Genomic DNA, 18,976 nt, shown 5'->3' on the forward strand with positions numbered 1-18,976 from the left:
GTGGGATTATTGTGAAAAAAACATTAAAACAATTAGCTGCATGGTTAAATGATGAGGTACCAGCTTTTGGTGATACAGAAGTATCAGGTATTTCGATTGATACACGAACGATTCAGCAAGGAGATTTATTCGTACCATTTCGAGGCGAACAGACTAATGGTCATAAATTTGTTAAGCAGGCATTTGAAAAAGGAGCAGGCGCTTCCCTGTGGCAAAAGGATGAACCAAATCCACCACAAGATGTACCATTATTATTTGTAGATGACCCAGAAATAGCATTACAGCAAATGGCACATGCCTATAGAAGTGAGCATAAGGCGAAATTTATTGGGATTACTGGTTCAAATGGTAAAACGTCAACGAAAGATATTTTAGCTGGAATACTTGTACCGTTTTTTAAAGTACAAAAAACCATTGGGAATTTTAATAACCAGCTTGGTCTTCCGATTACAATTTTACAGCTTGATGAAGATACAGATGTTGCTGTGCTGGAAATGGGAATGAGCGGCTTTGGGGAAATTGAATTTTTAACGAAGCTCGCTAGACCGCATATAACAGTGATTACAAACATTGGAGAAGCTCATATGCAAGATTTGGGTTCACGTTCGGGGATCGCAAAAGCAAAATTTGAAATCGTTCAAGGGATGTCAGAAAATGGCGTACTATTTTATGATGGAGATGAACCGTTGCTTAAAGAATTAGTAGCAAACGAGCAAAATCTTCATGCAATGGCCTTTGGCTTAACTCCTGAAAACCTTTTGTATGCTGAGAATATCGAGACAACTACGGATGGCAGTAGCTTTACAGCACATGGAGTGATTGAGGGTAACTTCTTTATTTCAGTTCTTGGGAAGCATCAGGTGAAAAACACACTAGCAGCCATGTTAATTTCTCAAAAATTAGGTTTAAACGATGACCAAATTCGTGCATCCTTAAAACAAGTGACTCTCACAGATATGCGTATGCAGCAAATTAACGGAACAAATGGCGCATTGTTTATAAATGATGCCTATAATGCTGCTCCGACATCTGTAAAGGCTGCTATCCAATTTATCGCATCTTCAACAATCCGTTCAGAAAAATGGCTTGTGTTAGGTGATATGCTTGAACTTGGGCCAAATGAAAAGTTCTTTCATGAGAATTTATCAGAGGATATTCATGCACAGGAAATTTCCTATATTTGCTTGTTTGGTCCACGCATGGTTTATTTATATGATATTTTAAAAGATCATTTTGATGCGGAGCATTTATTACATGTTAAGGATGATTACGTTCCAATTATTGAAAAGCTACAGCAAGCTAATAAAGAGTCTATTGTTTTATTAAAAGGTTCTCGAGGGATGAAATTAGAAACAATTTTAAATGCTTTTACGTGATAAATGATACAACGAATCGGTGAGACAACACTCTCACCGATTTCTTCATTCTATAAGCTTCAATGCATTTATCTTCATTCAGCAAATATTTTCTGTAGCGAAAGCGAAGCAGCAGCAACAAATATTTTCTGTAGCGAAAGCGAAGCGGCAGCAACAAATGTTTTCTGTAGCGAAAGCGAAGCGGCAGCAACAAATGTTTTTTGTATCGAAAGCATAGCGACAGCAACAATTACGCCAAGGCGAAATTGATAGAGGTGAAAGTAATGTCAGTAGGTGTGTTATGTATACATGGATTTTCAGGAGGTCCATATGAGGTAGAGCCTTTTACTTCCTATTTACGAGCTCATACAGATTGGCTCATTGAAAAGCCTACTTTATCAGGACACGGTGAGGAATTACAGATGAGAGGCTTTACTGCTAAGCATTGGTTAATGGATGCTGAACTCGCCTTTCGTGCACTGGCTAAGAAAGTAGATGAGGTTCTAGTGGTTGGTTTTTCAATGGGCGGTATTATAGCGCTATATCTGGCTAAGCGCTATAAGGTGAAAAAGCTTGTATTACTAAGCGCGGCTGCCAAATATGTAAGTCCAAAGCAATTGGTCAAGGATTTTAAAATGCTTGCCACAGAGGCGTATCAACGCAATCTATCTAATAATGAGCTGTATATGCGATATCGACATAAGTTTAACAATGTACCTCTATCTTCAACAATAGAATTTATGAAGCTTGTACGAATGGTCGAGCCATACTATAAAGATATTGAAATTCCTGTTTATATTGTTCAAGGAAAATTAGATGGTATAGTGCCTTATCACACAGCTCAACTCTTATATGATGAACTAATCTCAAACGATAAAACTTTGTATTTTTCTGATAGTGGGAAGCACCATATATGTTTCGACAAGGATTGTGCTAAGTGGTTTTCTCAAGTTTTGACGTTTTTAAAGGGGAAATGAAATAGTCAGATTATTACGACTCATGCGTTATCGTTGCATACGATTTAAAGCCATGTTAGACTAGTGTAAGCAATGGATACATTTTGTGCGAAGACTCTTCATATTTGGTTGAAGAGTACTTTTTTTTGAACACAACGGTTTTATTCTAAAGTGATTATTACGACAGAATCGAACCGCTCGGTAAAGACCGGGCTTTCCTTTTCATATAAGAGAGCTCTATATGAACATTATATAGAGGAAATTTTTAAGTAACGGAAACGTTCCACATAACAGGCTCGAATTTGCCGACAACTTCATCTGAAAATGTAACCATTTGTCAACTTAAAAGCAAAAAAAGGAGAATGAGAAGTTTGACAAATTTTTCAGAATTAAATATTAGTGAATCGACATTACGCTCTGTAAAGCGTATGGGGTTTGAAGAAGCAACACCAATACAAGAAGGTACTATTCGTTTTGCTATTGAAGGTCGCGACGTATTAGGTCAAGCGCAAACAGGTACTGGTAAAACAGCCGCTTTCGGGATTCCACTTATCGAAAAAATTGACCCAAAAAATCCAAATATCCAAGCATTAGTAATTGCTCCAACTCGTGAATTAGCGATTCAAGTATCAGAAGAGCTTTATAAAATTGGTTATGATAAACGTGTAAAATTATTATCAGTTTACGGTGGGCAAGAAATTGGCCGTCAAATTCGTGCACTGAAAAATAGACCTCAAATCATTGTTGGTACGCCAGGACGTATTATTGATCATATTAATCGTCGTACGTTAAAATTAGAAGATGTACAAACATTAGTACTGGATGAAGCAGATGAAATGTTAAACATGGGCTTTATCGATGATATTAATTCAATCTTAGAAAACGTGCCTACTGAGCGTCAAACATTACTGTTCTCAGCAACAATGCCACCAGCTATTCGCAAAATTGCTGAAACATTCATGCGTGATCCAGAAATCGTAAAAATTAAAGCCAAAGAATTAACAGTTGATAATATTGATCAATATTTTGTGAAGTCTGCAGAACGTGAAAAGTTCGACGTTTTATCTCGTTTATTAAACGTTCACCAACCAGAACTTGCTATTATCTTTGGACGTACAAAACGTCGCGTGGATGAGCTTGCACAAGCATTATCAATCCGTGGCTATCTTGCAGAAGGTATTCATGGTGATTTAAGCCAAGCAAAACGTATTTCGGTATTACGCCAATTTAAAGAAAATAAAATTGATATTCTTGTTGCGACAGATGTAGCTGCTCGTGGACTTGATATTTCTGGTGTGACACATGTTTATAATTTTGATATTCCTCAAGATCCTGAGTCATATGTTCACCGTATTGGTCGTACAGGTCGCGCAGGTAAATCAGGTCTTGCAGTGACATTTGTAACACCACGTGAAATGGGTTATTTACGTATTGTAGAGGAAACAACGAAAAAACGTATGACACCACTTCGTCCACCAACTTCTGATGAAGCTCTTGAAGGTCAACAACGTCTAGCTGTAGAGACTCTAGAAGGTCTTATCGCTAATAACAATCTAGGTGATTATCGTACATTTGCTGCAGAATTACTTGAAAACCATGATGCGCTTGATGTAGTTGCTGCTGCTCTTCGTACATTAACAAAAGAGCCAGATGATACACCAGTAACTATTACTGAAGAGCGACCATTACCAATGCGTCGTGAACGTTCTTCTAGTTCTAACAATCGTGGCGGAGATCGTGGACGTAATAACCGTAGCTTTAACGGACGTCGAGACGGCGGACGTAGCGGAGATCGCCGTGGCGGCGGAAATCGTAGAGATGGCGGCGGGCGCCGTGAAGGTGGTGCTCGTCGTGAAGGTGGACAAGGACGTTCTCGTGCACCACGACGTCACGAAGATTAAATTTTATCATAAACCTTACAGTCAAAGTGGCTGTAAGGTTTTTTTTCGTATATATTGAAACAAAAGCAGCTTTAATCTCGTATACGTAATTAAAGAAAGAGAGGGAGAAACTTTGAGAGCAGAGCCAATTCATAAAATTTCCCGAAAAGGGTTAACCGTGTGGCGTTTATATGGTGTATTTCAAACAATATTGCTATTGATTGCGGCAGTAATTGTTTCTTTTTGCACGTATTATTTTGAGTGGCCATCATTTATTTATTTCATCGCAGCTGCAGTGGTCTTACTTAGTATTATTTTTTCAGTTTATCTATTTCCGAAAATAAGATGGGAACGCTGGCGTTATGAGGTACGTGAGAATGAAATTGAAGTACAGCATGGTTTATTTGTTGTTAAACGTACACTTATTCCAATGGTGCGTGTACAGCATGTTGATACAACACAAGGGCCAATATTAAAAAGATATGATTTAGGTAATATTTCAATATCAACAGCAGCAACTGTACATACGATTCCTGCGCTTGTGATGGATGAAGCTGATGGACTTCGTGCAAGAATTTCGGAATTAGCAAGGGTGGCGGAAGATGATGTCTAAGGAAATTAATCGTTTACATCCAATTTCAGCTATTATAACGAGTGCAAAAGTATTAAAAAGCATGATTTTACCTGTTGCTATTATCTTTGTAACGAATGGTTTTAATTTCTCGTTTAATGTTAATAGTAATCATTTCTTTCAAACATTGTTATTGTTCGGCGTTTGGGGAGTGGTGGCTGTACTTGCGGTTGTTAGTGGAATTATTAGATGGCGTACTTTTGTCTATTGGTTTGAAGATGGCGAATTACGCGTAAAGTATGGCCTGTTTGTTAAAAAGAAGCGCTACATTCCATTTGAACGTATTCAAAGCTTAAATTACAATGAGGGGATTTTTCACCGTTTATTTGGTTTAGTAAAAGTACAGGTTGAAACTGCAGGGAGTAAGGATGGAAAGCCTGAGGCAGAGTTAACGGCAATACGTAAACCGGCAGCTGATGCAATAGAGCTGGAAATGCGTCGTGCAAAAAAACAAATAGTAGAACATATTGATGATGAACAACCTATTCAAATGACAGAGGAAGTAGTAATTCCGCAGATTTATCATATGTCAATCCGTGATTTACTAGTGTTGGCAACGACCTCGGGTGGAATTGGCGTCGTACTGTCTGGTCTTGCAGCAATAGTCTCTCAGTTTTCAGATATAATTCCTTATGAAACTGTATTTCATGAGTTGGCTGACTTCGTAAAGATTGGTGCTTTTTTAGTTGCACTAACAGTAATGTTCATCTTAATCGTTGCATGGCTTGTTTCTGTAGTAATTACATTAATTAACTATTATGAGTACACAGTCAAAATTGAAGATGAAAAGTTAATCATTACGAAAGGGTTACTTGAGAAAAAGCGAATCACCTTACCTTTAAATCGAATTCAGGCAATTCGTGTTGTAGAGAATCCATTACGTCAATTATTTGGTTTTGCAACAGTAGTTGTTGAGAGTGCTGGAGGAAATGGTGAGAGCGGTAAAGATAAGAAGATTACTTTATTTCCACTCATAAAAAAACAGGCTTGTCTGGAAACATTAGAACAGCTCTTTCCAGAGATGAACTGGTATCCAGAATTTATCCATTCACCGAAACGTGCTCGTCCATTCTTTTATCGTATCGATTTTATTTGGCTCATCCCCATAATAGGTGCATGTAGTTATTTCTTATATCCTTATGGTTTACTTTCACTGCTGCTCATTCCGCTTACGATACTTCTGGGCATTTGGCAGCATAAAACAGCTGGTTATATGATTGATGGAAAGCAGCTTACAATGCAATATCGTGTTTTTAATCGTATTACATTTTTTATGGAGAAAAAACGTATACAATCTATTGAAAGTACTCAAACATACTTCCAAAAAAGAAAAAATGTTATGTCTATAAAAGCAACTGTAATGTCTGGAATGACTGGAATGACTGGAAATGTTCCGAGCTTAGAACAAAAAGATGCCGAAACTATATTATCTTGGTATGACCATTAATCTCATGGAAGGCTAACCATTTACAATTTATTGTAATGGTTAGCCTTTTTTTAGCTATAAATAAACAAGAATAATTTATATAATAGAATATATCTAACAAAAGGGGTGGAATTTTTGTTTAAATATGATATTAGCGAAAACACGTATTTGAAATTGTTGGATTTAAACGATGTTGATGAATTATTTGCGTTGACAGATCGATCTAGGGAAACTTTGCGAGAGTGGATGCTCTTCGTGGATGAAGTGAAAACGGTAGGGGATACAGAAAGATTCGTAAGAAATGCGATGCACCAATATGCAAATAATAATGGCATACAAGCAGGGATTTATTATGAGGGGAAACTTGCAGGAGTCATTGGCTATCATCAAGTGAATTGGCAACATAGATGGACAAGTATCGGTTATTGGTTAGGAAATGAGTTTGTTGGTAAGGGATTAGTTACTAATTCTATGAAAGCCTTTATTGAATATGCCTTTAGTTATTTAAGGTTAAATCGCATTGAAGTACGAGTTGCTGTAGGAAATATTCGAAGCCGTACAATACCAAAAGTGCTAGGCTTTAACGAGGAAGGTCGTCTGAGAGATGCTGAGTGGTTACATGATCACTATGTAGATCAAGTTGTCTACGGATTAACGGCAGTTGAATGGAAAAAACTAAAGTCAGCGAACGAGAATACTACCGTTTTATAAAATAAAAAGTAAGAGGAGCATCCCGTTTTTCTAAGGATTCTCCTCTTTGTACCGTTATTTACCTGCCATCTTTTGTTTACGCCAGCTTAAAATTCTTTTGGGATGTAAATAGATAAGTCCAAGAATGAATCCAGTTACTAAGCCACCTAAATGCGCATAGACATTCACATTGGGCTGTATAAAAGTCATAATGACACTGATCACAATGATTGGCAAAATAAGCTTGCGAAGCATAGGCATTGTGCGTCGTGTGTAATAAACAAGCGCCCCAAAAGCACCAAAAATTCCAAAAATAGCCCCACTTGCGCCAAGGCTGCCATAGCTACTATCATTAAGAAGTAGATAGGTCGCCATGTTTCCTACAATGCCGGATAATAAATAAATTGTTATAAAACGTGCCTTACCTGCTATTTTTTCAAGCTCTGGCCCGAATATATACAATGAAAACATATTAAAGAGCACGTGCAAGAAGCCGGCATGTAAAAACATTGCAGAAAAAATACGCCACCATTCACCGTTCTGGATTAGGAAATTCACTTGGATTCCATAATTCAATACAAGGATCCCAACACCAGGTAAAATAGTTAATACATAAAAAATTAAATTAATCGCTATAAACGTAGAAACAACAGGGTAGTACTTTGTATATTGCTTAAAATTTTCTGTTCTACTAAACATGGCTCCACCTCAATTTACAATTATTATACATGGCTTTTTGGCAATAGGAAAAGGAGAAGTTCAAATGATTAAAGGAATTGGTCTCGACATTGTGGAAATTGATCGAATTGCTAAGGCACTGACACGAACAAATAAATTTAAAGATCGGATTTTATCTGAAAAGGAAAGAGTTTTATTTGAGGCACACTCTGAAACTCGTAGAATAGAATTTTTAGCTGGGCGATTCGCTGCAAAAGAGGCATTTTCCAAAGCTCTAGGAACGGGTATTGGCGAGCAATGCAAGCTTCATGATATTGAAATTTTAAGAGGAGAAGCTGGGAATCCTGTTTTATATTTTAAAGGAAAACTTGTAAATGGGTTTGTCAGTATCACACATGCTAAGCAATACGCAGCAGCGCAAGTAATATTGCTGCTGTAAGTAATAGTGGATATCGGACTGCCATAAAAAAAGACGCTCTACCTTCTGTAAATATTTTGAACATTAAAGGTCAATTTCGCCTTGGCGTAATTGTAGCTGCCGCTTTGCTTTTGCTACAGAAAACATTTGTTGCTGTCGCTTCGCTTTCGCACAGATAAATTGCCACAGGACGTGGCGTCCTTAGACTGAGTTCCTCTATTTCAGTAGGTGTTTGGATACCCACTGAAAAGAAACCAAAAACCGTATTCATCTCACCATCTGTAGAGGTGGGAGTCTTCTGTTGAATGAAGATAAATATATTGCCTGTTCTTCAGATGACATAACTGACAAATAAGGTTCATATATTGTCGTAGTGGATTTGAAAGAAGAAAGGGTGAAAGCGTGGGCAACCGTATAGTTAAATGGCTCGTCTTAATTTGTACAATATTACTTCTGTCAGCGTGTGGTACAGCCTCACAGGAAAAAGTGTTGAAGAAGGTTAATGGTAAATGGGCAGAGACAAATGGTTATGAGTTAAATGCCTCGATGGAGATTAAATCGGGTGGAGAGCCAAGGAAATATGATGTAACCGTTTGGCATACTAAACCTGACTTTTATCGAGTAGAAGTAGTAGAAAGTGGGAAAGATGTTTCACAGATGATAGTACGAAATGCAGATGGAGTGTTTGTAGTTACACCAACTTTGAACAAAATGTATAAGTTCCAAAGTGACTGGCCAAAGAAAAACAGTCAGGCATATTTAATAGGTGCTCTGGCAGAAGATTTAGCTGAAGATAAAAATGTAGTCATGAAAGAGCAAGAAAAAGCATATATATTTGAAGCAGCTACTAGAAATAGCTATAAAAATAGTATGCCTCATCAAGTGATTACAGTAGATAAGAAAACATTGCTCCCAACTTCTGTAGTCATAATGAATGACGTAAAGGAAGAACAAATACGTATTACATTTAAAAATATAAAATTAGGTGTTCAACATGCTGCCAAGGAATATGCAGTTGAGCAATTTACGGAAACAGATCAAACAAAAGGTGAACAAGCTGCTCCTCCAGAAAAGGATGATAAAGGTGAAAAAGATGGTAAAGAAGCAGTAGGTGCTGAAATTGAAAATAAAGAGTTCCAAACAAATTACCCTGTTGTTAATTGGGAAAATACGAAGATGACTGGTGAAAAGGTTATCCGTGAGAACGGTATGGATCGTGTCATCTTAACATTCGAGGGTGACAAGCCATTTACAGTTATGCAACAACCAGCTACTAAAGAGAGTGCAATGTTACCAGTATCGTCACCAGGTGATCCGGTAGATTTAGGCTTTACAATCGGTGCAATTACAGATACATCTATTAGTTGGGAAAAGGATGGAGTTGCATTCTTTGTTGCATCAAGTAAATTAACTCGTGATGAAATGATAGAAGTTGCTACTTCTATGACGATAAGTAGTATGAAGTAACTTTTTGCAGCTACAGCTTTCAAATCACTGAAAGCTGTAGCTTATTAAGCTAAGTAGTGATTAATCACTGTTTAGAAAGTTTTAAGTTGTATAGTATATTATAGTAGTTATTAAAAGTGAGTATAATGAACGGTAACATGTGCATTGGAACGAAATTATGGCAATACATAATGTTTTAATAAAAAATAAAGAGGGTATCCTAATGATGACACAGCAACATTTTAGACCAACAAAAGCAATTGTAGACTTACAAGCAATCCAACAAAACGTACAAAATTTGAAAAGATTACTTCAACCAGATGTTCAAATTATTGCTGTAGTAAAAGCCAATGCATATGGTCATGGAGATGTAGCTGTTGCAAAAGCAGCCTTGGAAGCTGGTGCAACTATCCTTGCCGTAGCAACACCAGACGAAGCATTACATATTCGAGCACATTTTGAAGAACCTGACATACTAGTTTTGGGCGCGTCTCCAGTTTCGTTTGTACCTTTTGCAGCTCAAAAGCGCATTATTCTTACTGTATTTGCAAGTGAATGGGTCCAGCATGCTGCTCGGTTGATAGTACATGAAGCTGACCCCTTACGACTACATATAAAAGTAGATAGCGGGATGGGTAGAATCGGTGTTCGCTCTGAGCAAGAGCTTTTTGAGCTGTCTCATACAATTCAAACTGCAAATAATATGAAACTTGATGGGATATTCACACATTTTGCAACAGCAGATGAGGAGGATACATCCTACTTCGATAAACAGGCTCAATTCTTTGAGCAATGCCTATCTGTTTTACCTGAAAAGCCTAGACTTGTCCATGCCTCTAATACGGCTGCATCTTTAGTTAAAGATGCTCATTTACAATATGATGCTGTCAGATATGGTATTTCAATGTATGGATTATCACCGTCGCCTTATGTGGAAAGTATTCTGCCTTTCCAGTTACAGCCTGCATTTACACTTCAAAGTGAGCTTGTCCATGTGAAGCAATTACAAGCAGGTGATTCTGTTGGCTATGGGGCTACGTTTGCTGCTTCAAAAAATATGTGGATAGGGACAATACCAGTAGGCTATGCAGATGGGGTAATTCGTAAATTAGGTGGACAAGAAGTATTAATTGATGGTCAAAGAATGCCGATAGTCGGACGAATTTGTATGGATCAATGTATGGTTGCCTTACCAAAAGCATATGCTATAGGGGAGAAGGTAACACTTATTGGTCGTCAAGGGAAAGATGTCATTTCAATTGATGAATGGGCAGCTAAACTTGAAACCATTAATTACGAAGTACCATGCATAATTACCGCAAGAGTACCTCGAATATATATTTAGAAGCAGGCACAAAAATAGTTACACTATACAGCTTTGAACAACGACTTTCTTTCATAATTGGTGAATGATAACACTGGAGAAAATATAAATTCACTAAAAACTTAATTTGCTGATTGTTGCTAATAAGATGAATCGGCACATACCTTCGACAACCTACATATTTTTACAACTTGTCCTTCAAATTGTCAGATATTTTGTCATTTCATGTCTTTTCAACAATATCTTTCAATGATAGAATGAGTAGTAATGAAAAGTGGATGGTTCCGTTGGAGGTGCTTGCTGTGTACGAGAAAAAGTTAAGAGAAGCTACAATTGCTGTTCAAGACAGACTATTTCTACAAACAAAGGAAGTAATTGAAGGTGAATCGTTTGCGCGTGTTTTGTCGCGCAATATTTTAATGCAGGAGCAACCAAATCAAATACGGGAAGCTATGATGAAAGGATATGTTGAAATGTCTCATATAAATCTGATGATTGCAAGTGAATGCTTGCATGCGGAATATGAAGCACAACATATGGTGGAGCGTCTCGTTAGCGGGGGATGACACTTTGAATGTAAAACGTGGTGACGTTTTTTTTGCAGATTTATCGCCGGTAATTGGGTCCGAGCAAGGAGGAACTAGGCCGGTGCTGATTATTCAAAATGATATTGGCAATCGATTCAGTCCGACTGTCATCATCGCAGCTATAACTGCACAGATTCAGAAAGCAAAGTTACCGACTCATGTTGAAATCAATGCTGAAAAGTATGGTTTTGAACGTGACTCGGTTATTCTGCTCGAGCAAGTGCGAACAATCGACAAGTCAAGATTGACGGATCGTATAACGCAGCTTGATCATGCAGTGATGGAGAAGGTTGATGGTGCACTGATGATTAGTTTAGGGCTTGTCAAATTTTGATATACATATATGTATAGAGGCATCGAGATGAAAAATCATCTCGATGCTTTTTTGTATTATACTCTCAAATTCTACATTACCATAAATTGAATTTGTAATTCGAAAATGGTATTAATAGATTTAAGGAGAAAATAAGATATCATTCAAAATAGATTTTTGAAAAAAATATAGAAAGGTTTATGAAAATATACATAGAATATACCCTTTATAAGATAATTATGAAATGAAATCAACTATAAAAAATAATTCAGGTTGAATAAAAGTGTAAAGTATAACTGCGAAAGGAATTGGGGGGACAGCGGTGGCAATGAGGTCTTCGGTTGAAATTATTACTGAATGGGATATAGTTACAGCAAGACAACTGGGGCGCAATGAAGCAAAGGCACTTGGATTTGGCACTGTTGATCAGGCTAGAATAACTACAGCTATTAGTGAATTGGCTCGAAATATATACTTATATGCAAATGTAGGCTTCATTGAAATCGAAAGAGTTGAGACGGACACAGAAAAGAAAATAATGATTATTGCAACTGATCAAGGTCCAGGAATAAAAGATGTTCGCAAGGTAATGGAGGATGGTTACTCTACTTCTGGAGGACTTGGGGCAGGTTTACCAGGCGTGAATAGATTAATGGATACTATGACCATCCACTCAGTTATCGGAGAGGGGACAACCATCAGAGCTGAAAAATGGCTGCGATAGGATGTGGAAATGTTGAATCAATTAGAGTCACAATATAAGAAAATTTTGTCGGATTATTTGGCTGACCAAACAGAAAAGAATTTGTATATTGCTCAAAACTTCACACGTCAGTTAATCCAAAAGAATATCTCTCCAGAGGATGTTGTAAGTATTCACAAAAACGCAGTTAGCAAAATATTACCTGATAGAATGAGTGAGGAACAGTCAGCATATGATTTTCTAATTGAGGTGATGGTCCATTATGGCATGGCACATAGAGAGCACCAAAGCTTATTACAGAAACAGGCTGAATATGATTTGGAAATAAAAATCGCTACAAACATTCAAAAAACATTACTCAAAACAGTTGTGCCACATTTGTCTAGTATTGACATAGGAATGATATCGATTCCAATTCGCAAGATGAATGGAGATTATGTACATTTTTTACATGACCGAGAGGATTATTTGAGCGTAGCGGTGACAGACGTGGTAGGAAAAGGTGTCCCGGCTGCTTTATGTATGTCTATGGTGAAGTATGGTCTGGAAACTTTAGAATATACTTATAAAGATCCTTCATATGTGTTAGAAGTTATTAATAGAGTAATTGAAAAAGGCGTGGATGATAGTATGTTTGTTTCCATGTTTTACGGTTGCTTGGATATTCAAAATAATATTTTTTCCTACGCTTCAGCAGGTCATGAGCCAGCGCTCCATTATTGTGCTAGACGAGATGAATTTTTTACTTTGGAGGCAAAAGGTTTATTACTAGGTGTACTGCCTGAAACAAAGTATATATATAATGAAATTACTTTAGAGAAAAATGATATCGTCATGATGATGACAGATGGTGTTACAGAATTTAGATCACATGAAGAATTGAACTCACGAGAGGTTATCACTGCATTGTTAGCAGAGAATAAGCATTTAACAGCCCAAGAGCTATGTAATCTTCTTTATAAACAAATTGAAGAACTACAGGATTTTAAACTATCAGATGATTTTACAGTTGTTATTTTAAAAAAATAGGATTAGAAGGTTTAATTTTTTCCCTAAGCGGGAAATGAAGTACAGTCTAACAAATATGGTGGAGGTGTGCTATATGGACATGGCGATACATTTTAAAGAAATTGATCATAAATTATATGGATTTGTAGAGGGTGAAATTGATACCTTTACTGCCTCAGTCCTTCGAGAAGAGCTAGAGGCTATAAAGATTACTGAAGGGTTAGAAATAGAACTTAATTTATCAAAAGTAAATTATATGGACAGTACAGGTTTAGGTATTTTTGTATCCTTTTATAAAAAAGCATTACGTGAGAATGGCAAAGTAAAACTTGTTGGTTTATCGAATAGATTACAAAGATTATTTGAAATTACTGGATTAAGCGATTTAATGGATATTGAAACTGATAAAAAGGTGGAATTAAGATAATGAAGGAATTTGATTATATTGAGATAAGGGTTCCTGCAAAACCGCAATTTGTCAGTGTAATTCGGTTAACGGTTTCTGGCTTGGCTAGTCGAGTTGGCTTTAATTATGATGATATCGAGGATTTAAAAATCGCAACAAGTGAAGCAGTTACGAATGTAGTACATCATGCATATAAGGATGACGAAGAGGGTGAAATCGTTATTGGGTGTGCCTTGTATGAAAATAAGTTAGAAATGATGATTGCGGACTACGGAAATAGTTTTAATTTTGAAGAGATAAAGTCAAAAATTGGTCCATATCATCCAGGAGAGAGTATAGCTGGTTTACGTGAAGGTGGTTTGGGACTCTATTTAATGGAAACTTTGATGGATGAGGTGATGATTAATAACGATGGTGGCGTAACTGTCTTTATGACAAAGTATGTCGCTAGGGAGCAGGTGGAAAAAAATGTCGAAAGAATCACTACATAAGTCTTCGTCCAATGAAGATGTACTAGAGTGGATTGCATTGTACCAATCAACGGAGGATGATGAAGCGCAAACAAATTTAGTGATTCATTATCGATATTTAGTTGAAGCCATAGCACGTAAGTATACGAATGGGAAATCTTACTACGATGATCTTATTCAAGTAGGTATGCTAGGGTTACTCGGTGCTATTAGACGTTTTGATACCAATGTTGGTAGTAGTTTTGAAGCATTTGCTGTACCAACGATTGTTGGAGAGATTAAACGTTTTTTACGCGATAAAACATGGGATGTTCATGTGCCAAGACGTATAAAAGAGTTAGGACCACGAATTAAAACAACAGTGGAAGCGCTGACCATTGAGTTGCAGCGTTCTCCATCTATCAAAGAAATTGCAGATCAATTAGAGGTAGAAGAGGAAGAAGTTCTCGAGGCTATGGAGATGAGTCGTAGCTATCAAGCTCTTTCAATGGATCATTCAATTGAGTCAGATTCTGACGGGAGTACAGTAACCTTATTTGATATAATGGGTAAAGTAGACGATGGCTACGAAATAACCAATAAAAGATTAATTGTTTTGGATGCTATGAACGTTTTAAATGATAGGGAAAAGCAAGTCATTCAGCTTACATATTTAGAGCAGCTTAGTCAAAGAGAAGCTGGAGAACTATTAGGAATTTCTCAAATGCACGTATCCCGAGTACAAAGAAAAGCAATAAAGAAATTACAAGAGGTTATCTTAGCAAGTGGTGGCGTTTCGCTCTAAACTTTTATATTGGGGCATTTATTGCTAAAGCTAATCAAAAGTAATAGTTGTCTCCTAAGTCATTAAAATAGTTTACTCTAAGTTCTGAGTAGACTATTTTTTTGCATTTTTAGTAAAGTGTAATGGTAAAATGAAAAGAAAAAGGTAGTGATGATGTGGATCAAAAGCAATTGTTACAGCTTATTGCAAAGGATGTTGCAATCAAGCCAGGGCAAGCAGAGGCTGTTATTAAATTATTAGAAGAGGGAAATACCGTACCGTTCATAGCGCGCTATCGAAAAGAAGCTACTGGGTCCCTTGATGAAGTGCAAATTAAAGCTGTAGAGGAGCGTTATCACTACATACAGCAACTTGAACAACGCAAAGAAGAGGTTATTCGATTAATTCAAGAACAAAATAAGTTAACGCCAGAACTAGAACAAGCTATCCAAGCGGCAATTGTTTTACAGAGGGTAGAAGATTTATATCGACCATATAAACAAAAGCGTCGTACAAAGGCGACAATTGCAAAAGAGAAAGGTTTAGAACCTCTTGCGGATCTTTTAGTAGAATATCGTCCTGATATATTAGAGCAATTGGCTGCCGAATTAATAGATGGGGAAAACGTTACAAACACAGAGGATGCATTAGCTGGTGCAAGAGACATTTTAGCCGAGCGCTTTGCTGATGACGCAGCAATTCGTGAAAAAATTCGTGCGTATTCATGGAAAGATGGACTACTCGTAACAAGTGTGAAAAATGCAGAGGCTGATGATAAAAATGTTTTCGAAATGTACTATGAGTATGAAGAGCCTGTAAATCGTATTGTTCCTCATCGTATTTTAGCGGTAAATCGTGGAGAGAAAGAAGAAATTCTAAAGGTTACGATAAATGTTCCAGTAGAGCGTGTATTAATGATTATGTGGAAAGAATGGATTCCTGCAACTGGTTCTTCTCCAGCGATTTCAGAGGTCAAGCTTGCGATAGAGGATTCTTATAAACGCTTAATCCAGCCTTCAATTGAAAGAGAATTACGAAATGAGCTTACTGAAAAAGCTGAAGCACAGGCTATTCATATCTTCTCAGAGAACTTGCGCAATCTGCTTTTACAGCCTCCTATGAAAGGAAAATATGTATTAGGTGTAGACCCAGCTTATCGTACTGGCTGTAAGTTAGCAGTTGTAGATGAAACCGGGAAAATGTTAGAGGTTACAGCCATTTATCCTCACCCTCCTAAGCCGGACATAGCAAAATCAAAGGCAATTGTGAAGGGATTATTAGAAAAGTACCCAATTCAAATAATTGCTATTGGTAATGGGACTGCCTCGCGCGAAACAGAACAATTTATTGCTGATGTTATAAACGAGCTTGATACCGATATAGCCTATGTTATTGTCAATGAAGCGGGTGCATCTGTTTATTCAGCATCTGACATTGCCCGGGCAGAGTTTCCGGATTTACAGGTAGAGCAACGTAGTGCAGTTTCCATTGCACGTCGTCTACAAGACCCTTTGTCAGAGTTAGTGAAAATTGAGCCTAAGGCGGTTGGGGTAGGTCAGTATCAACACGATGTATCGCAAAAGAAATTGACTGAATCCTTAACGTTTATTGTAGAGACAGCCGTGAACCAGGTGGGTGTAGATGTTAATACTGCATCAGCCTCTCTACTACAACATGTTTCAGGGTTATCAAAAACTGTTGCCGAGAATATTGTGAAGATGCGAGAGGAAAATGGGCAGTTCAAGACACGTGCTCAATTAAAGAAAATTCCACGACTTGGGGCTAAAACGTACGAGCAAGCAATTGGTTTCTTACGTATACCTGAAGCAAAGAACCCATTTGATGCGACGGGAATTCACCCTGAAAGCTACAGTTTGGCTGAGCAAATATTAGAGGTTGCACAAATTAATAAAAATGAGCTTGGTACTCAGAAGGCTGAGGAAGCGATTGCTACCCTTAATGTTCAAAATTTAAGTGAGGTACTTGATATTGGGGTTGTTACAGTCCGTGATATCATAGATACATTAATGAAGCCAAGCCGTGATCCACGTGATGCATTCCCACAGCCACTATTAAAAACAGATGTATTAAAGATGGAAGATTTACAAGTTGGCATGGAATTGCAGGGGACAGTCAGAAATGTTGTTGATTTCGGAGCCTTTATTGATATTGGTGTGAAGCAGGATGGACTTGTGCATATTTCTAAATTACAAAAAAGACGTATTAAGCATCCTTTAGAAGTAGTTTCGCTAGGAGATATTGTAACAGTTTGGGTAGAACAAATTGATGCAAAAAAAGGGCGCATTTCATTAACTATGTTACCACCTAAAAATCAAATAACGGAAATGTAATAAAATGAGACCACACTGTCTATACTACGCAGTGTGGTATTCTTGTTGTTAGAGGTGATCTTAATATGAACAATGAGGAACTACAAAAGCTTGTCAGTAGAATATCATTAGAAAGTTTCCAAAAGCCTTTTATGCATCAAGCATATTTTAATGCAAGGCTACGTTCTACTGGCGGACGTTATCTCTTACAGTCACACAATATTGAAATTAATCCAAAAGCATATGAATTGTATGGTCTTGAGGAGGTAAAGGGCATTGTTCGTCATGAGCTTTGCCACTATCATTTACATTTAGAGGGTAAAGGTTACCAGCATCGAGATAGAGATTTTCGCGAGCTGTTAAAAAAAGTGAATGCTCCTCGGTTTTGTTCAACTCTTCATACTTCTAACACTTTGCGAAAAAAGCAAAGTCGACCCTATACATATTCGTGTGTTAAATGCCAACAGTTATATGTAAGGAAAATTAGGATGAATGTAGAGAAATACTGCTGTAGCAAATGTTTAGGTCGTTTGAAATTACTGGAATAAAAAAAACTAAAAAAAGTGTTGACGTTTACTTGAAATGTCACTATAATAGTAAAAGTCGACAAGATAACTACGACAAATAACATGAATTATTCCGAAGTAGCTCAGTTGGTAGTAGCACCTGACTGTTAATCAGGTTGTCGCAGGTTCGAGTCCTGCCTTCGGAGCCATGGCCCCTTGGTCAAGTGGTTAAGACACCGCCCTTTCACGGCGGTAACACGGGTTCGAATCCCGTAGGGGTCATTTTAAAAAATATAGCAACATTGGTCCCGTGGTGTAGCGGTTAACATGCCTGCCTGTCACGCAGGAGATCGCCGGTTCGATCCCGGTCGGGACCGCCACTTATTGGGGTATAGCCAAGCGGTAAGGCAACGGATTTTGATTCCGTCATGCCTAGGTTCGAATCCTAGTACCCCAGCCATTCATTTCTTAATTTGAGCCATTAGCTCAGTTGGTAGAGCATCTGACTTTTAATCAGAGGGTCGAAGGTTCGAGTCCTTCATGGCTCATCTTTTTAAGAAAAAAGGTTGATTTTTCGGATTATCATAGTATAATAAGAAAGTTCCTAATTGAATGCGGTCGTGGCGGAATGGCAGACGCGCTAGGTTGAGGGCCTAGTGGGGGCAACCCTGTGGAGGTTCAAGTCCTCTCGGCCGCACCAAGTCGATTTTGAAATATTTATATTTGCGCCCGTAGCTCAATTGGATAGAGCGTCTGACTACGGATCAGAAGGTTGTGGGTTCGACTCCTGCCGGGCGCGCCATAATAAAAATGCGGGTGTAGTTTAATGGTAAAACCTCAGCCTTCCAAGCTGATGTCGTGAGTTCGATTCTCATCACCCGCTCCAAAAAAACTTTTAAAAAACTATTGACAATTACACTTATATGTAGTACGATATAGTAGTTGTCGCTAAAGACGACATTATGAACCTTGAAAACTGAACAAGCAAAACGTAATCAATAAAGTTTTAAGTAGCTAGCTTCTGCTGGTGAACAAAGCAAAAATTTTGGACATCAAAATTGATGCCAGCAAAACAATTTGAGCTAA

The 18,976-nt window shown here is 37.6% G+C and carries 20 protein-coding genes and 8 tRNA genes; 27 read left to right on the forward strand and 1 reads right to left on the reverse strand.

Annotated elements, in window-relative coordinates:
- The first annotated feature begins 11 nt into the window (after positions 1-11).
- The 7 genes from AC3WOM_RS18495 to AC3WOM_RS18525 all read left to right on the forward strand — a co-directional run bounded on the left by AC3WOM_RS18495 (position 12) and on the right by AC3WOM_RS18525 (position 6,959).
- Entirely contained in the window at positions 12-1,376 is a 1,365-nt protein-coding gene (locus AC3WOM_RS18495) for a UDP-N-acetylmuramoyl-tripeptide--D-alanyl-D-alanine ligase (RefSeq protein WP_492447899.1), read from the forward strand.
- A gap of 19 nt (positions 1,377-1,395) precedes the next feature.
- Positions 1,396-1,593 carry a hypothetical protein gene (locus tag AC3WOM_RS18500; protein WP_492447900.1) on the forward strand — a complete coding sequence of 66 codons (198 nt, stop codon included), beginning with the start codon at positions 1,396-1,398 and terminating at the stop codon, positions 1,591-1,593.
- Between the two features lie 46 nt (positions 1,594-1,639).
- On the forward strand, positions 1,640-2,332 hold the full coding sequence (locus tag AC3WOM_RS18505; protein ID WP_492447901.1) for an alpha/beta hydrolase: 693 nt from the start codon (positions 1,640-1,642) through the stop codon (positions 2,330-2,332).
- 350 nt (positions 2,333-2,682) lie between these two features.
- Positions 2,683-4,212, forward strand: coding sequence for a degradosome RNA helicase CshA (gene cshA / locus AC3WOM_RS18510; RefSeq protein ID WP_427546588.1), 1,530 nt, complete (start codon positions 2,683-2,685; stop codon positions 4,210-4,212).
- A gap of 112 nt (positions 4,213-4,324) precedes the next feature.
- Positions 4,325-4,804 carry a PH domain-containing protein gene (locus AC3WOM_RS18515; protein ID WP_427546585.1) on the forward strand — a complete coding sequence of 160 codons (480 nt, stop codon included), beginning with the start codon at positions 4,325-4,327 and terminating at the stop codon, positions 4,802-4,804.
- A complete protein-coding gene (locus AC3WOM_RS18520; RefSeq protein ID WP_492447906.1) occupies positions 4,797-6,269 on the forward strand; it encodes a PH domain-containing protein in 1,473 nt (490 codons plus the stop codon). Before AC3WOM_RS18515 ends, AC3WOM_RS18520 begins: the two co-directional genes overlap by 8 nt.
- A gap of 114 nt (positions 6,270-6,383) precedes the next feature.
- Positions 6,384-6,959 carry a GNAT family N-acetyltransferase gene (locus AC3WOM_RS18525; protein WP_427546579.1) on the forward strand — a complete coding sequence of 192 codons (576 nt, stop codon included), beginning with the start codon at positions 6,384-6,386 and terminating at the stop codon, positions 6,957-6,959.
- A 54-nt stretch (positions 6,960-7,013) separates the two neighbouring features.
- On the opposite strand, the gene AC3WOM_RS18530 is transcribed toward AC3WOM_RS18525, so the two are convergent.
- A complete protein-coding gene (locus AC3WOM_RS18530) occupies positions 7,014-7,637 on the reverse strand; it encodes a rhomboid family intramembrane serine protease (RefSeq protein WP_427546576.1) in 624 nt (207 codons plus the stop codon).
- A gap of 64 nt (positions 7,638-7,701) precedes the next feature.
- Here AC3WOM_RS18530 and acpS point away from each other — a divergent pair, with 64 nt between their 5' ends.
- From acpS to AC3WOM_RS18630, 20 genes are all read left to right on the forward strand, one after another.
- On the forward strand, positions 7,702-8,055 hold the full coding sequence (gene acpS, locus AC3WOM_RS18535; RefSeq protein WP_427546574.1) for a holo-ACP synthase: 354 nt from the start codon (positions 7,702-7,704) through the stop codon (positions 8,053-8,055).
- A 381-nt stretch (positions 8,056-8,436) separates the two neighbouring features.
- Positions 8,437-9,501 (forward strand): LolA family protein, encoded by a 1,065-nt coding sequence (locus AC3WOM_RS18540; protein WP_427546571.1) that lies wholly within the window; start codon positions 8,437-8,439, stop codon positions 9,499-9,501.
- Between the two features lie 202 nt (positions 9,502-9,703).
- Positions 9,704-10,825, forward strand: coding sequence for an alanine racemase (gene alr, locus AC3WOM_RS18545; RefSeq protein ID WP_492447902.1), 1,122 nt, complete (start codon positions 9,704-9,706; stop codon positions 10,823-10,825).
- Between the two features lie 281 nt (positions 10,826-11,106).
- Complete coding sequence (locus tag AC3WOM_RS18550; RefSeq protein ID WP_427546565.1) at positions 11,107-11,370, forward strand: hypothetical protein; 264 nt, start codon at positions 11,107-11,109, stop codon at positions 11,368-11,370.
- A 4-nt stretch (positions 11,371-11,374) separates the two neighbouring features.
- Positions 11,375-11,725, forward strand: coding sequence for a type II toxin-antitoxin system PemK/MazF family toxin (locus AC3WOM_RS18555; RefSeq protein WP_004232054.1), 351 nt, complete (start codon positions 11,375-11,377; stop codon positions 11,723-11,725).
- 301 nt (positions 11,726-12,026) lie between these two features.
- Entirely contained in the window at positions 12,027-12,428 is a 402-nt protein-coding gene (locus AC3WOM_RS18560) for an anti-sigma regulatory factor (RefSeq protein ID WP_427546561.1), read from the forward strand.
- Positions 12,429-12,437: 9 nt separating this feature from the next.
- Positions 12,438-13,436 carry a PP2C family protein-serine/threonine phosphatase gene (locus tag AC3WOM_RS18565; protein ID WP_492447903.1) on the forward strand — a complete coding sequence of 333 codons (999 nt, stop codon included), beginning with the start codon at positions 12,438-12,440 and terminating at the stop codon, positions 13,434-13,436.
- Positions 13,437-13,509: 73 nt separating this feature from the next.
- Positions 13,510-13,842 (forward strand): anti-sigma factor antagonist, encoded by a 333-nt coding sequence (locus AC3WOM_RS18570; protein ID WP_492447904.1) that lies wholly within the window; start codon positions 13,510-13,512, stop codon positions 13,840-13,842.
- Complete coding sequence (gene rsbW / locus AC3WOM_RS18575) at positions 13,842-14,312, forward strand: anti-sigma B factor RsbW (protein WP_427546554.1); 471 nt, start codon at positions 13,842-13,844, stop codon at positions 14,310-14,312. Before AC3WOM_RS18570 ends, rsbW begins: the two co-directional genes overlap by 1 nt.
- Positions 14,290-15,075, forward strand: a complete 786-nt coding sequence (gene sigB, locus AC3WOM_RS18580; protein ID WP_427546551.1) for an RNA polymerase sigma factor SigB — start codon at positions 14,290-14,292, stop codon at positions 15,073-15,075. The genes rsbW and sigB overlap by 23 nt, the downstream gene beginning before the upstream one ends.
- 155 nt (positions 15,076-15,230) lie before the next feature.
- The gene (locus AC3WOM_RS18585; RefSeq protein ID WP_492447905.1) at positions 15,231-17,405 is read left to right on the forward strand and encodes a Tex family protein; all 2,175 of its coding nucleotides are present in this window, start codon (positions 15,231-15,233) and stop codon (positions 17,403-17,405) included.
- 65 nt (positions 17,406-17,470) lie between these two features.
- A complete protein-coding gene (locus tag AC3WOM_RS18590) occupies positions 17,471-17,932 on the forward strand; it encodes a SprT family protein (RefSeq protein ID WP_427546545.1) in 462 nt (153 codons plus the stop codon).
- 90 nt (positions 17,933-18,022) lie between these two features.
- Positions 18,023-18,099 (forward strand) — tRNA-Asn (locus tag AC3WOM_RS18595).
- A gap of 1 nt (position 18,100) precedes the next feature.
- Positions 18,101-18,172: transfer RNA gene (locus tag AC3WOM_RS18600), tRNA-Glu, on the forward strand.
- 22 nt (positions 18,173-18,194) lie between these two features.
- Positions 18,195-18,270 (forward strand) — tRNA-Asp (locus AC3WOM_RS18605).
- Between the two features lie 5 nt (positions 18,271-18,275).
- A tRNA-Gln gene (locus tag AC3WOM_RS18610) sits at positions 18,276-18,350 on the forward strand.
- A 15-nt stretch (positions 18,351-18,365) separates the two neighbouring features.
- Positions 18,366-18,438: transfer RNA gene (locus tag AC3WOM_RS18615), tRNA-Lys, on the forward strand.
- 66 nt (positions 18,439-18,504) lie between these two features.
- Positions 18,505-18,590 (forward strand) — tRNA-Leu (locus tag AC3WOM_RS18620).
- 25 nt (positions 18,591-18,615) lie between these two features.
- Positions 18,616-18,692: transfer RNA gene (locus AC3WOM_RS18625), tRNA-Arg, on the forward strand.
- 10 nt (positions 18,693-18,702) lie between these two features.
- Positions 18,703-18,776 (forward strand) — tRNA-Gly (locus AC3WOM_RS18630).
- The last annotated feature ends 200 nt before the right edge of the window (positions 18,777-18,976 follow it).

This window comes from Lysinibacillus sp. FW301-JW8 (assembly GCF_058788755.1).